We start from the raw sequence: 14002 nt of genomic DNA, 5'->3' as shown, positions 1-14002 counted from the left end.
TCTAAGCTTGCGTCAATTCCCCGACTTTGGTTTTGTCGGCTGCAAATTATGGATGGAGCATGATGGCTCGCGAAACTGGAATTTTGGCCGACCGCGCAATTGCAGCGCTGTTTGAGACGGGGCGTCTTCAAAGCGAGCGCGAGCTGGACCGCGACCAGATCCAGCCCGCCAGCTTGGATCTGCGGCTGGGCGCCAAGGCTTTTCGGGTGCGCGCCAGCTTCATGCCCGGCCCGTCCCATCTCGTCTCAGACAAGCTCGACCGACTGAGCCTGCATGTCATAGACCTCAGCGAAGGCGCGGTGCTGGAGACGGGCTGCGTCTACATCGTGCCGCTCATGGAGCGCCTCGATCTGCCGGCCGACATGTCGGCCTCGGCCAATCCGAAGAGCTCGACCGGCCGCCTCGATATCTTCACGCGCGTCATCACCGATTACGCGCAGGAATTCGACAAGATCCCATCAGGCTATTCCGGCCCGCTCTATCTCGAAATCAGCCCGCGCACCTTCCCCATCGTCGTGCGCCGCGGCTCGCGCCTGTCACAGATCCGCTTCCGCGTCGGCCATTCGGTTCTGGGCGAGCCGGAGCTTTTGAAGTTGCACGCAACGGAAACGCTCGTCGCTGCCAAGCAGCCGAACGTATCCGGCGGCGGCATTGCGCTGTCGATCGATCTGACGGGCGACGAGGAAGGCTTGATCGGCTATCGCGGCAAACACCACACGGCCGTCGTCGACGTCGACAAGAAGGCCCAGCACGATATCTACGATTTCTGGGAACCACTCTACAGCCGCGGCCGCACCGAGTTGATCCTCGATCCGGATGAGTTCTACATCCTCGTCTCGCGTGAGGCCGTGCACGTTCCCCCGCATTATGCGGCGGAAATGACCCCCTTCGATCCGCTCGTCGGTGAGTTCCGCGTCCACTATGCCGGCTTCTTCGATCCAGGCTTCGGCCATGCGCCGGCCGGCGGGCGCGGCAGCCGTGCGGTACTGGAAGTGCGCAGCCACGAAGTGCCCTTCATCTTGGAAGACGGCCAGATCGTCGGCCGCCTGATCTACGAGCACATGCAGGAACAGCCGTCGAGCCTCTACGGTTCAGGCCTCGGCTCCAACTATCAGGCCCAGGGCCTCAAACTGTCTAAGCATTTTCGGATTTGATGCCCGATGGCGCCGTCACTTGACAGCGGCGGCTATCTGTTGGAAGTCTCAAGCCATCAGGCGGGTGTAGCTCAATGGTAGAGCAGCAGCTTCCCAAGCTGAATACGAGGGTTCGATTCCCTTCACCCGCTCCAGCTATTCCTCTCAATCTCTTCCGAAAATGTTGATCGGCCGGTACTGGCGGTGAGCGATCGCCAGCGTGCGATCCGGGCGGATGATATAGGTCTCTTCGACCTGCCTGCCGTACTGGTCGATGAAATTGTGCGGGAAGGTCGAGCCAATAGGTGATTTGGTGAGTTTCGTGCGCGGCTGGCCGTTATAGGTGATGCTGCCGGGAATGGGCTCGATGCCGGGACCGGTATATTCGACAGTCGTGCAGCCAGCGAGCGCCAGCGCGCCGATGAGGCCAAGTGCGATCAGTTTCATATTGGAAGCCTTTCATTCCGCAGCACGGTGCTATTGTACCGCAAATCCCGGAAAGCTCACGATACAAACGGTACGCGTGTCTTCAACCCTTCGAGAAGAGCTTTGGTAAAGGTCGCCATCGGTCTGACTTCGCTCCTCTGAAACCGCTCGACCGACCATATTGCCGCTCTCGGTGCGATCTGCTAGAGCGGCAATGTCGAAAAAGGCAGGATCGGATGAGGTAAGCCCGGTCCCTTCCATCATCGGAACCTCTGCTCCGTGTTTCACACGAGAACCCGCGACGTGGCCCGCATGCGAATGCGGGGTCCCGGCGGCATGCGGAGCGTTAAAAGACGCACTCCTCCGGGATTTTATTCTCAAAGGAGACATTCATGCGTTTGAACCATCTTGATTTCTACGTGCCCGATATTGCCGCTACGGCGGATTTCTTCCTGCGTTATTTCAGTCTGGAATTGCGGGAGATGAACGAACGGATCGGCCGGGCGATCCTTCATGACGACCAGGGAACGGAGATCGTCTTGAGCCGCCCGCTGCCGAAATTCGGCGGTGCCGATCAGGTGGAGCTGCAGCGGCAGACCTATCATATCGGCTTCATCCTCACCGAAAGATTGGATGTCGATCGGCTTCATGGCCGTCTGGTGACAGATGATGCCGCTGTCTCAGCACCACCGACCGCCATTCGCGGCAGCTGGCTCTTCTACTGCACCGCGCCCGGCAATCTTCTTGTCGAAGTCGGCTGGCGTCCACCAGCCTGAAGGACCTGAAACGAAAATGGGCGGCCGAAGCCGCCCATCCTCATTCAATCATGTCTTTTGCTCAGAATTCCGTCCAATCGGCTTCCTGGCTGCTAGCGGGGGCTGCGCTGTTCGCACCGAAAGCGCTGGCGAGCTTCTGGCCGAGGGCGCGGGCCGGCGAAGCCTTCGGGCGTGCGGTGCTTTCGGCAACGCGGACCGGGGCTCTGGCAGCCGGCCGGGCGGCAGCACGCGGCGCGGCCGGTGCCGTCGAGATTGGTGCGCTTGCAACGAAGCCGCCGGTGCCTGTCAGGCGGAACTGGCCAAGCAGGTTGTTGAGCGCCGTCGCTTCCGTGGCAAGGCTATGGCTTGCCGCGGTGGATTCCTCGACCATGGCGGCATTCTGCTGCGTGCCCTGATCCATGGTATTGACGGCTGTATTGATCTCCTGCAGGCCGGTCGACTGCTCGCGGGCAGCTTCAGCGATCGCATGGACGTGCTGGTTGATTTCCTGCACCTCGTAGACGATCGCATCGAGCGCCTTGCCCGTTTCGCCGACCAGCGAGACGCCGGTCTGCACATGTGTGCCTGACGTGGTGATCAGCGCCTTGATTTCCTTGGCAGCGTTTGCAGAGCGCTGGGCGAGTTCACGCACTTCCTGTGCGACGACTGCAAAACCCTTGCCGGCTTCACCGGCACGCGCTGCTTCGACACCGGCGTTCAGCGCCAGCAAGTTCGTCTGGAAGGCGATATCGTCGATGACGCCGATGATATTACCGATCTCGACGGAGGACTGCTCGATCTGATGCATGGCAGCAACCGCCTTGCGGACGACGTCGCCGGATTTCTCGGCGCCAAGGCGGGTGCGGGCGACGAGCTGGCTTGCCTCTTCGGCACGCTTTGCCGCGTCCTTCACCGTTATGGTGATCTCTTCGAGGGCTGCTGCCGTTTCTTCGACGGAAGCGGCCTGCTGTTCGGTACGCTTCGAAAGCTCGTCGGCAGAAGACCGGATCTCGTTGGCGCCGGCACTGATGGCACGGGCGTTGGAGCCGACTGCGTGCAGGGTTTCGTTGAGCTTCTCGACCGAATTGTTGAAGTCCTGGCGCAGCGCGTCGAGATGAGCGACGAAAGGCGTTTCGATATGTGAGAGGAGGTCGCCCGCCGAGAGCCGGCGCAGGCCGTCTCCGAGAGCATTGACCGCACGCTCGAGATCGGCGGCCTCCGCGGCCTTCTGCGTTTCGCGTTCACGGCGCTCGTTGTCGCTGAGGCTGCGGTCGGCTTCGGCGCGCGCCTCGATCTGGGCACGCTCGATCGCGTTGTCGCGGAAGATCGAGACGGCCTTTGCCATCTGGCCGACCTCGTCGCCGCGGTCGAGACCGCTGATCTCGCTTGCGGTATCGCCTTCGGCAAGCCGCGTCATGCGCAGGCGCAGCTGCATCATGGGGCCGGCGATGCCGATCTGCGCCACGGCCACGCTGATGCCGACGGCGGCGAGAACCGCGATGCCGATCAAAATGAAACAGAAGACGATCCGCCCATGGACGGCAGCCGAAAGAGCGTCGCCGCCGTCGTTGAGCATCGCCATCATCGCATCGTTGTTGGCGATCATCTTCGGCGTCAGCGCGTTGAGCTTGGCATTGATCAGGGCGACATTCGCCAGGGCGCCGGCGCTGTCTTTGGCCTTGCTCTGCTCGATGATCTTGTTCGCCAGCGTTTCGATTTCATCGATGCTGGCCTGGATTTCATCGATCGCCGCCTTTCGGCTGGGCACAAGCGCCAGCGCCTGCTTCATGCGGTCGCGTGCCTGCGGCAGCTTGCTCGGTGTAGCGAGCGCCGTTTGGAATGCCGGCGTATCGGGCTTCATCTCGGCAAGCAGGCTCACCTGCAGCACCGAGGCGACGACCGATGCGCTGGCGCGCGCACTCTGCATGGAAGCCAGCGCCTCATGATCGATGAAGGCGCTGTAAGTCGCGTCCGCTTGGCGGAACTCGGACATGACATAGACCAATCCGGCCATGGTGATCAGCCCCAGGAGCGCCACGACCGATATGACTTTTGTGCGGATTTTCAGATGTTTCAGCATGGAAATGTCACCCGATTGACCGGGTGTGTTGCGAACCCGGTGCTTTTGAAATCATTTGTTGCAGAACAATTCTTCGGTATTGCGGTGTGGGAGATACCTTGAGAGGTTCGACATGCGCATCATGCGGTCGGCCGGTGAGGTCGGTGTCGTCGGTAACAAATAAGATCGGATATTGCTTAATTCCGCGCTAACGGGCTCGCAGGATTGCCCGTAAATTTTGAGGGCATGGTTGTCATTTGCGCTTGGGTGTTCAAAAAATGCAATTTATGCGGAATTTCTTGTGTGGCTGGCGCAGAGCCGTGTCTTCCGAAGCCTTGCTTTGAAGGCCTGCACGTATCGCAATTCTGTCCGATCGCCGTCTGCCGCCCGCCAGGCTATATTCCCCGATGGGCGTGATTCTGTTACATCTCGGCCTGTGGCCAAGCGCCGCTCTTATTCCCGAGGCAGGTTATCATGGTGCAATTTAGACCGGCGTTTCTGGCTCTCAGAGGGATTTTCGTCCTTTGCCTATTTTCGGTTGTACTGCTTTCGGCTTTTTCCGCTTTTGCGCAGCAATCGGGCCTGTCCGTGCCGCTGCTTTTCGATTCTCGCGAGCGCCTGGCGAAGCCCGATCTCTCCTCGCTCGTGCGCCTGCGTTTCCTGACCTCGGTGGACTTCCCGCCCTTCAATTTCACCGACCAGAACGGCAAGCTCTCCGGCTTCAACGTCGATCTCGCCCGCGAGATCTGCACCGAGCTGGAGATCGCCGACAAGTGCCAGATCCAGGCGCTGCCCTTTGCCGACCTGCAGAAAGCGCTCGCCGGCCTACAGGGCGACGCCGTCATTGCCGGCCTTGCCGTCACGCCCGAGCTGCGCCGCGAGTTCCTCTTCTCCCGCCCTTATCTGATGCTGCCGGCCCGCTTCGTCCGCAACGTGGGCGCCTCCGTGGCCGGAACGACGGCTACCGGCCTCGCCGGCCATTCCGTCGGCGTGGTCAAGGGTACCGTGCATGAGGCGATGCTTGCTGCCTTCTTCCCCGCCATCAAAGCTCAGCCCTTCGACAATAAGGAAGCGCTGCTGACGGCCTTGAAGGAACGCAAGATCGATGCTGCCTTTGCCGATGCGCTGCAGCTTTCCTTCTGGGTCGCTTCGTCAGCTTCGGGCAAATGCTGCGCCCTGTTCGACGGTCCCTATATGTCCGAGCATTTCCTGGGCGAGGGAATGACGATCATGCTGCGCCAGAACGACAGCGTGCTGATGGCGGCGATCGACCATGCGCTGGCAACGCTCTCGCGCAATGGCCGCCTGCAGGAAATCTATCTGCGTTATTTCCCTTACGGGCTGTACTAGAGCAATTCCAGCAAACGTGTGCAGCGGTTTTGCGTGCGGAATTGCGTAAAAAAAGCAGAAAGGTTTACCCCTTGCGGAAGCGGGCGATCGCGCTGCGTTCGATGGCGGCGCAGGTCAGCTTGTCGAGGCCGAGGCGGTCGCGCAGCAGGCTGAGCAGCCGCAGTTCTTCGGCCTTGACGGAAAGGTCGGCCGAGGCGACTTCGACCGCCAAGGCGTAGGCCGTGTCATAGAGACGGGCAGGCAGCGTATCGCGAACGGTCTCCAGCACGACGTCAAGCCCTTCGGGGCCTGCCAGCAGCGAGGCGCAGTCGCGGGCGATGGAAATCAGATTGTCGTCGTCGAAATCGCGGAAAACCGGCAGGAAGCCGATGAGCTGACCGATCCTCTCCATTTCCCGGTCATTCATGGTGCTGTCGACGGCGGATGCCATCACCATCACATAGATCAGCGCGTCATGGGCGGAAAGCGGCTTGTTCATGTCTGATTCCCTCTTCGATGAGCGGAGATTAGGAATTGGCGGTCTTTATTACAAGGGAGCGGCCGTTTCGGGCCGGGGTGTAGCCGCCGGCCTGCGGCGCGGATCCTCGCCGTGAATGCCTTGCTTTGCCTGTTTTGCTTTTTCGCCGGCAGCGGCAAGCCGTGAACCCGGCTGCGCCTCCACCCAGCCGTTTTCAACCAGCCATGTGCCGATATCCTGCTGCCCCAGCCGGCAGGCCGCACTCGCCATGTCCTCCCACGCATCGGAAGGCAGGTCGCAATCGATCGTGCGGTTGCGCAGGTAAAGCCGCAGCGCCGTCTTCGCCATCATGCCGCATGGCCACTGTTTGCCATCCGAGCCGCAGCTCTTGTCGGCGGGCGTCTCGATGACATTGGCAATCTGCAGCCTGCGTTTGCCGAAGGAGAGGATGCCGGCGCTCTCCACCGTCGGCCGCAGCAGTTCCACGCTGTCCTTTCCAGCAGGCGCAGTTGATGGCGTCTCTGTCGGCGCAGGAGCGCTTTGCGCCATTGCATCCGCTGGCGCATTTTCGGAAGAGGCCTCTGCTGTGTTTCCGGATGGAGCCGCCGCCGGCTCGGTTGGCGCAGGCTCCGTTGCCCGAGCGATCAATTCAGCATCTTCGTCTGTGATCGATACAGGCGGTTTTGCCACATCGGCGGTCGCATCGGGCAACACTGCGGCTACGCTTCCGGCATCGGCGTTGGATGACAGGCCCTCGCCGCCATTGAGCCGCGCTTGCCCGGCCAAGAGCAGACCAACCACAGTCGCTATCCCCGCGATACCTGTGATGAAGGCGGCAGGGCGCATGATTATTTTCCTATTGGCTGGCCCAGATGATACGGGCAATCCAGTCGACGTCGGAAAGCTCGATCGTCCGGTTAGGATGTTCGGGATTAAGCGACAAAAGTTCGATGGAGCGCGGGCTCTGGCGTAGAAGCACCTTGGCCATGACCTCGCCCTCGCGTGTCTTGACGACGACGCGGTCGTTGCGGCGCACCTGCGCACCGGGCTCCACGATCAGCACATCGCCGTCGCGATAGAGCGGCATCATGCTTTCGCCCTGTACCTCGAGCGCATAGACGCCAGCCTTCTGCGAGGGGCCAGCCGGAAATTCCACCACATCCCAGCCTTGGCCCGCAGGAAAACCGCCATCGTCGAAAAAGCCGCCAGCGCCCGCCTGTGCAAAGCCGAGCAGGGGAATGGAGCTTCCCTGTGAGGCAAAAATACTGTCCGGCAGGCTGGCGGCGGCGGCACCCGCCGGCCGCATGAAGCCAAGGAACTGCTCCATGCTCGCCCCCGTCGCCTCCAGCACCTTGGCGATGGATTCCGTCGAAGGCCAGCGCAGACGCCCGTCTGCCGAGAGCCGCTTGGATTTGTTGAAGGAGGTCGGATCGAGCCCCGCCCGCCGCGCAAGACCGGACGGCGTCAGGTCATGCCCTTCGGCAAGCCTGTCGATCGCCCCCCAGATCTGGTCATGTGACAGCATATGCGTCCGGTTCCGCGGTCCATCCGGCCGCTTTCTATCGCCGGCAGATTAACCGAGGCACTTCCCCGAGTAAAGTGAAAATGAGGAATAAAATCCTGTCTCTTTAGGGCGCCGTGCGTCCATTCGGACGCACAAAGGACGCTCTAACTGTTTAAATCTGCGCGTCAGGCTTTCCGAAAATCGATTCCGATTTTCGGGTGGATGCTGCAGGGCGCAAGCTCAGGCGACCATGGCCATATTGATCTTGCCGAGCTGGATGACTGCCTGCGTGCGGCTGTCGACGTTGAGCTTCAGGAGGATTGCCGAGACATGCGCCTTGATCGTCGCTTCGGAAACGCCGAGCTCGTAGGCGATCTGCTTGTTTAGGAGTCCTTCGCCGAGCATGGTCAGCACCCGGCTCTGCTGCGGTGTCAGCGTGTGCAGGCGATGGATGAGGTCGGCGACATCGGGGTCCTGTTCCTGTCCATCGCGATAGCTCTCCGGCGTGGCAATGTCGCCCGCGAGCACTGTCAGGATGCCGCGGCGGATATCCTCGATGCCTGAGGATTTCGAAATGAAACCGGAAGCGCCGAGCTCCAGCGCCCGGCGGATCGTCGTGGTGTCATCGGTTGCCGAGATGATGACGATCGGCAAGCTGACGAATTCGGAGCGCAGCGCCATCAGGCCGGAAAAACCGCTGACTCCAGGCATGGCAAGATCGAGCAGCATCAGGTCCGCATCCGGGTGCTCGCCCGCAGCCGTTCTTGCCGCAGAGAAATCCCCGGCTTCGACGATCGCCTGCTGTCCTTCCATACCGGTCACCGCCTGCCGCAACGCGTCGCGGAAAAGCGGGTGGTCGTCAGCGATGATGATGGTCTGTTCCTGCATCGAAAACTCCCTCCCAAGAGCTCGATCCCATCAGTCCTGTCCGGCTCCCCGCACGAACATGACTCTCCATTTATATGAATATAACCAGATCAACTCCGCTGCGGAAGGGGATTGGCCTTGTCTTCCGCCTGGAATTCCCGAACTATACCCATGAAACTGCGCATCATCCGCTCCATGATGCCGATCGAGCGGTCGACTTCCGCATCCGTCGGCAAGGCGGGCCGGGCGGCTGTATTCTTCTCCAGCGCGCTCACCCGATCGGCAAGCCGGTCGAGTTCGTCCTCATAGGCGGCGCGTTCATCGGCCGCCATGCGGCAGACCAGCGCCCCGTCATTTTCGGTGCAGAGCGACATCGCTCCCGTCTGCCGGTCGAGGCGCACGAAATGGTCGCCGCTGCGCTCGAGCTGGAAGCGGGCTGCGTCTGGCTCCGCCGCCAATGCCGCAAGCGGCAGAAGACCGGCGGCAAGCATGATTGCAAATGCCTTCATCGTCTCATCCTCCGCAAAGCCTGGTGCCTGTCCGTTTTTGCGCCCGCAGGCGTGGACATCGCCGTCTCTTTGGGGCAAAGCCCTCATCAGGAAGGCCAGCCCCCTTCTCAACAAGGCCACCAACGGGATCATCATGACCGCGACACCGACCCTTTACAAGATCGTGCCGGAGGCGCTCTGGCAGGAAGCCAGACAAACCGGCGTTTTTCATGGCGCCGGCATCGATATCAAGGATGGCTTCATCCATTTCTCGACGGCAGATCAGGTCAAGCAGACCGCAGCGCTGCATTTTGCCGGCCAGACCGGCCTTGTCCTCGTCGCCATCGATGGCCGCAATTTCGGTGACAGGCTGGTCTTCGAACCCTCGCGGGGCGGTGCGCTCTTCCCGCATCTTTATGCCGATCTGCCGCTTTCGGCCGTCCTCTGGGAAGCGCCTTTATCGCTTGACGATGCCGGCCTCCACATCTTTCCGGAGCTTGCCCCGTGATCGATCCTTTCAAGCGCATCGCCCGCCGGGGCCTCTTCCTCTTCGATCCGGAAACCGCGCACGGCATGTCGATCGCGGCGCTGAAATCGGGCGTCGTGCCCGCCTGCCGCATCGCGCCGGATCCGCGACTGCGCCAGACCGTTGCTGGTCTCGACTTTGCCAATCCGCTCGGTATGGCGGCAGGCTATGACAAGAACGCGGAAGTGCCGGAGGCACTGCTGAAGCTCGGTTTCGGCTTCACTGAGATCGGCACCGTTACACCGAAGCCGCAATTGGGCAATCCGCGCCCGCGCATCTTCCGCCTGGTGGAGGATGAAGGCGTCATCAACCGCCTTGGCTTCAACAATGAAGGCCATGAAGCGGCCTTCCGCCGTCTTACGCAGATCGGTCGTGCGGGCATCGTCGGCGTCAATATCGGCGCTAACAAGGATAGCGAGGACCGGATCGCCGACTATGTCGCCGGCATCCGCCGCTTCTATTCGGTCGCCCGCTATTTCACCGCCAATATTTCCTCGCCCAACACGCCGGGCCTGCGCGATCTGCAGGCGCGCGAAAGCCTCGCTGCTCTCCTGTCGGCCGTGCTGACGGCACGCGACGAGGAGGCCGAAAAGGCCGGCCGGAAAATCCCGGTCTTCCTGAAGATCGCCCCTGATCTTACCGAAGAGGGCATGGATGACATTGCCGCGGAGGCGCTGTCGCATGCGCTGGATGGTCTCATCGTCTCGAACACGACGCTCTCCCGCGACGGCTTGAAGGATCAGCTCCAGGCGAAGGAGACCGGCGGCCTCTCCGGCGTGCCGCTGTTCGAGAAATCCACCGCTGTGCTCGCCAAGATGCGCAAGCGCGTCGGTCCGTCCCTGCCGATCATTGGTGTCGGCGGCGTGTCCTCGGCCGAAACGGCGCTGGAAAAGGTCAGAGCCGGGGCCGATCTCGTGCAGCTCTATTCCTGCATGGTCTATGAAGGCCCGGGCCTTCCCGGCACGATTGTGCGCGGCCTGTCGAAGCTGCTCGACCGTGAAAAGGTTGCCTCGATCCGCGATCTCAGGGACAGCCGCGTCGATTACTGGGCGGCTCGGAACGTCTGAGCCGCGCGTGGCTTCACCAGCACTGCCAAGAAGAAACCGCGAAACAGCAGGAAGGCATTCATCGCCAGCCATAGGCCATGATTGCCGAAGAGCGGCACGAAGACGGCGAGCATGGCGAGATATCCTGCAAAGGACATCAGCATCCGGTTGCGCATGTCGACGGACCATGTCGCGCCGATGAAGACGCCGTCCATCAGGAAGGCAAGCGCACCCGTCAGCCCCGTGACCGCTGCCCAAGGCAGGTAGGTCTCGGCCGCTGCCTGGACCTCGGGCGAATTGGTCAACACTGAAATCAGAGTTGGGCCGGCAAAATAGAAGAAGCCGGAAATGATCGCCGCCAGCCCGAAGGACCAGAGGATCGTGAGTCTCAAACCGCGGTCGAAGGCGGGCCGGTATTGCGCGCCGATCGCCCGGCCGGTGATCTGCTCGGCGGCATTGGCAAGGCCGTCGAGATAATAGCCCGACAGCAGGAAGAAGTTCATCAGCACGGCATTGGCCGCCAGTGTTATGGCGCCGAAGCTGGTGCCGATGCGGGTCATGATCGCGAATGAGCCGATCAGCACGAAGGTGCGGATCAGGATGTCGCGGTTCAGCGCGAAGAGTTCGGCGAGCTTGCTCCGCGAAAAGACCTCCATCCGACTTGGCCGATACGCTTTGTCGAAACTGCGCAGCACGATGAAAAGACCGGCAAGCGCGCCCGCCGTTTCGCCCGCCATCGTGCCCCAGGCGACGCCTGAAACGCCCCAGTCGAGCGAAAGCCCGAGATAGATGGAAAGCAGGATATTGATGCCGTTGATCAGCGCCTGCAGCAGCAGCCCTGTCCGACCCTGACCGCGGCCGAGGACGAAGCCGAGAAGGGCGTAATTGGCAAGCGCTGCCGGTGCGGCGAGAATGCGGATCGAGAAATAGGTGCTGGTCGCCTCGGCAATCCGACCCTCCGCCCCCATCAGCTTCAGCCCGATCAGGATCAACAGCGGTGATAGCACGAGAAGTGCCAGGCCGGAGCCGAGCGCCGAGACGATCGCCCGCCAGAAGACGGCCTGCTGCTCATGCGCGTCACGCCGCCCGAGCGCCTGCGCCGTCAGGCCGGTGGTCGAGGCACGCAGGAAATTGAAGCTGCCCATGATGAGGTCGAACAGCATGGCGCCGATCGCCAGCCCCGCCAGCGCTTCCGGATCGCCCATATGGCCGACGACGGCGGTATTGGTGATGCCGAGCAGCGGCGTGGTCATGAAGCCGAGCGTCATCGGAATGGCGATCGACAGCACCAGCCGGTGCGTCACGTCGAATGCCAATGTATTTCTGCTGCTGCCGGTATCCATATCCGCCTCTTGGGGAGAGAGGCGGAATCGCCTCAGCTGGAAAGCACCATGGCCCAATAGGGCAGGTTCTTGGAAGACGTATTATGTGCAACGGCAACGCCGATACCGCTATAGCGCCCGAGCATATTTTCCAGATGGTGGGGAGAGTTGATCCAGGCGGTGACGACCGCATCGACGCTCTGCTGGCCCGACGCGATGTTTTCGGCGGCCGGCAGGGCAACACCGCTCGCCTTCACGCGGGCGCCGAAACTGTCCGTCATGCCCATCAGATGCTTCATCCTGCCCGCACTTGCCATGCGCTTGGCCTGGAAGATCGCGGCGGCACTTGCATGCGGATCGACGCTGAGCGGCGGCAGGCCGTTCTTGGCGCGAAGCTGGTTGACGAGCGGTAATGCAGAAGCCGTCTCGTCTGCGGCATTGGAAGGCGTGGTCGCAAGTTTCGGGGTCGTCGTGCAGCCGGCAATGCCGGCCACCAGTGCAAGACCTGAAAGCTGCAGCAGGCCGCGGCGTGAAAGGATGATTGAGCTCATGTTATTTGCGATAGCTGAAAAGACGGATGATGATGAAGATCGGGATGACGATGGTCGCACCCAGGATCAGATAGTCGCCGACGCGGCCAAGCGCAGAGAAGCCCTGCCGCCATAGATGGATCACGAAATCACGGAAGTTGTAGATAAGTTCCCAGGGGGTCAGCCCAAAGATGGCCATGACGAAGCCGACGATCAGCGACACCACCAAAAGTTTGATGATCGTGCGGCCAATGGAATCGCCGAGGAACCTGTTCACCTGATCGGACATGCGCCATCTCCTGTTTGCCTTGAGATACGGTCGCGGCGATTCGCCCGCAAGCCTTTTCCGCCAAGACAGCACCGCCTCTGAAATAGGACTTGAGTTTTTTTGTGGCCGAAGCCAAATGCCGCCAGCCAAAGGGTCTAATCATGCAGCCAAGCCAGCTCTCATCCGGCGATGTCATCGCCGACCGCCGTGCCGATTACGCCAGGATGCTGGATGAGGGCGGCGAGCCGGATGCCGCCGCCGAGCTGATGGAACAGGCGCTGGAACTGGTACCGGCATGGGCTGCAGGTTGGTACCGCCTCGCCACCTACCAGGAAAAGGTGGGCAAAACGGATGCCGCCGTCGAAGCCTATCGCCGTACGCTGGAACTCGATCCCGAGGATGTTTTCGGCTCGAGCCTCAAGCTTGCTCTGCTCGGCGACACTGAGACGCCGGCCCAGCCGCCAAGCCGCTATGTTGAACGCCTCTTCGACGATTATGCCGATCGTTTCGAGACCTCGCTCGTCGAGAAGCTGGACTATTCCGTTCCGCAGAAACTTGCGGCGCTCGTCGCGTCGACCGGAAGGCACTATCGGCGTGCCGTTGATCTCGGCTGCGGTACGGGCCTGCTCGGCCCTGAAATCCGCGCCCAAGTCACGGAGCTCGAAGGTTTCGACCTGTCGCAGAACATGCTGGCGAAGGCTGCCGAAAAGCATATCTACGACCACCTCGCCCAGGCAGACCTGTCGCTGGCGTCCGAAGCCTCCGGTCTCTTTACCGATGGCGCGCGGCACCGCGCCGATCTCGTCACCGCCGCCGACGTGCTGATGTATCTCGGCAATCTGGAAAGCGTCTTTGCAATCCTCGACGACCTCGCCATAGCGGGCGCCGATTTTGTCTTTTCGGTCGAGGATGGCGGCGAAGGCGATGGCTTCAGCCTGGCGCCGTCACTGCGTTATGCCCACTCCCAATCCTATGTCGAAGGGCTGGCAGCGGCGCACGGTCTCGAAATCCTCGACATCGTCAAAACCACCATTCGCAAAGATGGCGGCAAACCGGTTTCCGGCATTCTGTTCCTTACGCGCAAGACCGACTGAACGCATATTTCTTGCGATTTTAAAATAGGTCAGCATTACTTACGTATTTCGTTTGCGCGCAACCTTGCAAGGCCTGATAATCCGGCCATTCCGCGAGAAGCGACGCGCCCCCAAAGCGCAGCACGCGCCGCATCCACCCTTACATTTCCTCTTCCTCCGGCCTGTCCGGAGCCGCCG

The 14002-nt window shown here is 61.4% G+C and carries 16 protein-coding genes and 1 tRNA gene; 7 read left to right on the top strand and 10 right to left on the bottom strand.

The genetic code is table 11. The features are described from left to right. The first annotated feature begins 59 nt into the window (after positions 1-59). Positions 60-1154, top strand: a complete 1095-nt coding sequence (locus J2X71_RS03640; protein WP_162748013.1) for a 2'-deoxycytidine 5'-triphosphate deaminase — start codon at positions 60-62, stop codon at positions 1152-1154. A 60-nt stretch (positions 1155-1214) separates the two neighbouring features. Then, positions 1215-1288, top strand: a tRNA-Gly gene (locus tag J2X71_RS03635). A 10-nt stretch (positions 1289-1298) separates the two neighbouring features. On the opposite strand, the gene J2X71_RS03630 is transcribed toward J2X71_RS03635, so the two are convergent. Then, on the bottom strand, positions 1299-1580 hold the full coding sequence (locus J2X71_RS03630; RefSeq protein WP_113322929.1) for a hypothetical protein: 282 nt from the start codon (positions 1578-1580) through the stop codon (positions 1299-1301). Positions 1581-1951: 371 nt separating this feature from the next. On the opposite strand from J2X71_RS03630, the gene J2X71_RS03625 reads away from it, so the two are divergent. Next, the gene (locus tag J2X71_RS03625) at positions 1952-2335 is read left to right on the top strand and encodes a VOC family protein (protein WP_310379013.1); all 384 of its coding nucleotides are present in this window, start codon (positions 1952-1954) and stop codon (positions 2333-2335) included. 61 nt (positions 2336-2396) lie between these two features. Here the strand turns inward: J2X71_RS03625 and J2X71_RS03620 are convergent, their stop codons facing one another. Then, the gene (locus tag J2X71_RS03620; RefSeq protein WP_310379012.1) at positions 2397-4394 is read right to left on the bottom strand and encodes a methyl-accepting chemotaxis protein; all 1998 of its coding nucleotides are present in this window, start codon (positions 4392-4394) and stop codon (positions 2397-2399) included. A gap of 453 nt (positions 4395-4847) precedes the next feature. Here J2X71_RS03620 and J2X71_RS03615 point away from each other — a divergent pair, with 453 nt between their 5' ends. After that, entirely contained in the window at positions 4848-5723 is an 876-nt protein-coding gene (locus tag J2X71_RS03615; protein ID WP_310379010.1) for a transporter substrate-binding domain-containing protein, read from the top strand. A 64-nt stretch (positions 5724-5787) separates the two neighbouring features. Here J2X71_RS03615 and J2X71_RS03610 read toward each other — a convergent pair whose 3' ends face one another. The 5 genes from J2X71_RS03610 to J2X71_RS03590 all read right to left on the bottom strand — a co-directional run bounded on the left by J2X71_RS03610 (position 5788) and on the right by J2X71_RS03590 (position 9060). Further along, positions 5788-6201, bottom strand: coding sequence for a tellurite resistance TerB family protein (locus tag J2X71_RS03610; RefSeq protein ID WP_007821246.1), 414 nt, complete (start codon positions 6199-6201; stop codon positions 5788-5790). Between the two features lie 48 nt (positions 6202-6249). Next, on the bottom strand, positions 6250-7026 hold the full coding sequence (locus tag J2X71_RS03605) for a thermonuclease family protein (RefSeq protein WP_310379008.1): 777 nt from the start codon (positions 7024-7026) through the stop codon (positions 6250-6252). Positions 7027-7036: 10 nt separating this feature from the next. Beyond that, positions 7037-7705: a helix-turn-helix transcriptional regulator gene (locus tag J2X71_RS03600; RefSeq protein ID WP_310379006.1), complete on the bottom strand. Its 669-nt coding sequence runs from the start codon at positions 7703-7705 to the stop codon at positions 7037-7039. Between the two features lie 219 nt (positions 7706-7924). Next, positions 7925-8572 carry a response regulator transcription factor gene (locus J2X71_RS03595; RefSeq protein WP_310379004.1) on the bottom strand — a complete coding sequence of 216 codons (648 nt, stop codon included), beginning with the start codon at positions 8570-8572 and terminating at the stop codon, positions 7925-7927. An 89-nt stretch (positions 8573-8661) separates the two neighbouring features. After that, a complete protein-coding gene (locus tag J2X71_RS03590; RefSeq protein ID WP_113322936.1) occupies positions 8662-9060 on the bottom strand; it encodes a hypothetical protein in 399 nt (132 codons plus the stop codon). Positions 9061-9193: 133 nt separating this feature from the next. On the opposite strand from J2X71_RS03590, the gene J2X71_RS03585 reads away from it, so the two are divergent. Together J2X71_RS03585 and J2X71_RS03580 are read left to right on the top strand one after the other, a co-directional pair. Further along, a complete protein-coding gene (locus J2X71_RS03585; protein WP_310379002.1) occupies positions 9194-9547 on the top strand; it encodes a DUF952 domain-containing protein in 354 nt (117 codons plus the stop codon). Then, complete coding sequence (locus tag J2X71_RS03580) at positions 9544-10632, top strand: quinone-dependent dihydroorotate dehydrogenase (RefSeq protein WP_310379000.1); 1089 nt, start codon at positions 9544-9546, stop codon at positions 10630-10632. The genes J2X71_RS03585 and J2X71_RS03580 overlap by 4 nt, the downstream gene beginning before the upstream one ends. Here J2X71_RS03580 and J2X71_RS03575 read toward each other — a convergent pair. From J2X71_RS03575 to J2X71_RS03565, 3 genes are read right to left on the bottom strand one after another with little or no spacing between them, the layout of a single operon-like run. After that, positions 10608-11954: an MATE family efflux transporter gene (locus tag J2X71_RS03575; RefSeq protein ID WP_310378998.1), complete on the bottom strand. Its 1347-nt coding sequence runs from the start codon at positions 11952-11954 to the stop codon at positions 10608-10610. The genes J2X71_RS03580 and J2X71_RS03575 overlap by 25 nt on opposite strands. A 32-nt stretch (positions 11955-11986) precedes the next feature. Continuing rightward, complete coding sequence (locus J2X71_RS03570; RefSeq protein WP_310378996.1) at positions 11987-12484, bottom strand: CAP domain-containing protein; 498 nt, start codon at positions 12482-12484, stop codon at positions 11987-11989. A 1-nt stretch (position 12485) separates the two neighbouring features. Further along, positions 12486-12752 (bottom strand): DUF6460 domain-containing protein, encoded by a 267-nt coding sequence (locus tag J2X71_RS03565; RefSeq protein WP_007821228.1) that lies wholly within the window; start codon positions 12750-12752, stop codon positions 12486-12488. A gap of 140 nt (positions 12753-12892) precedes the next feature. Between J2X71_RS03565 and J2X71_RS03560 the strand changes: the two genes are divergently transcribed. After that, entirely contained in the window at positions 12893-13825 is a 933-nt protein-coding gene (locus J2X71_RS03560) for a methyltransferase (RefSeq protein ID WP_310378993.1), read from the top strand. Positions 13826-14002: the final 177 nt, after the last annotated feature.

This window comes from Rhizobium sp. 1399 (genome assembly GCF_031455475.1).
GTDB lineage: Bacteria > Pseudomonadota > Alphaproteobacteria > Rhizobiales > Rhizobiaceae > Rhizobium.
This window is presented reverse-complemented; position numbering and strand designations above follow the sequence as displayed.

Coding starts and splice junctions, on each gene's coding strand:
- J2X71_RS03640 (WP_162748013.1), top strand. CDS start 60: ATGATGGCTCGCGAAACTGGAATTTTGGCCGACCGCGCAATTGCAGCG.
- J2X71_RS03630 (WP_113322929.1), bottom strand. CDS start 1,580: ATGAAACTGATCGCACTTGGCCTCATCGGCGCGCTGGCGCTCGCTGGC.
- J2X71_RS03625 (WP_310379013.1), top strand. CDS start 1,952: ATGCGTTTGAACCATCTTGATTTCTACGTGCCCGATATTGCCGCTACG.
- J2X71_RS03620 (WP_310379012.1), bottom strand. CDS start 4,394: ATGCTGAAACATCTGAAAATCCGCACAAAAGTCATATCGGTCGTGGCG.
- J2X71_RS03615 (WP_310379010.1), top strand. CDS start 4,848: ATGGTGCAATTTAGACCGGCGTTTCTGGCTCTCAGAGGGATTTTCGTC.
- J2X71_RS03610 (WP_007821246.1), bottom strand. CDS start 6,201: ATGAACAAGCCGCTTTCCGCCCATGACGCGCTGATCTATGTGATGGTG.
- J2X71_RS03605 (WP_310379008.1), bottom strand. CDS start 7,026: ATGCGCCCTGCCGCCTTCATCACAGGTATCGCGGGGATAGCGACTGTG.
- J2X71_RS03600 (WP_310379006.1), bottom strand. CDS start 7,705: ATGCTGTCACATGACCAGATCTGGGGGGCGATCGACAGGCTTGCCGAA.
- J2X71_RS03595 (WP_310379004.1), bottom strand. CDS start 8,572: ATGCAGGAACAGACCATCATCATCGCTGACGACCACCCGCTTTTCCGC.
- J2X71_RS03590 (WP_113322936.1), bottom strand. CDS start 9,060: ATGAAGGCATTTGCAATCATGCTTGCCGCCGGTCTTCTGCCGCTTGCG.
- J2X71_RS03585 (WP_310379002.1), top strand. CDS start 9,194: ATGACCGCGACACCGACCCTTTACAAGATCGTGCCGGAGGCGCTCTGG.
- J2X71_RS03575 (WP_310378998.1), bottom strand. CDS start 11,954: ATGGATACCGGCAGCAGCAGAAATACATTGGCATTCGACGTGACGCAC.
- J2X71_RS03570 (WP_310378996.1), bottom strand. CDS start 12,484: ATGAGCTCAATCATCCTTTCACGCCGCGGCCTGCTGCAGCTTTCAGGT.
- J2X71_RS03565 (WP_007821228.1), bottom strand. CDS start 12,752: ATGTCCGATCAGGTGAACAGGTTCCTCGGCGATTCCATTGGCCGCACG.
- J2X71_RS03560 (WP_310378993.1), top strand. CDS start 12,893: ATGCAGCCAAGCCAGCTCTCATCCGGCGATGTCATCGCCGACCGCCGT.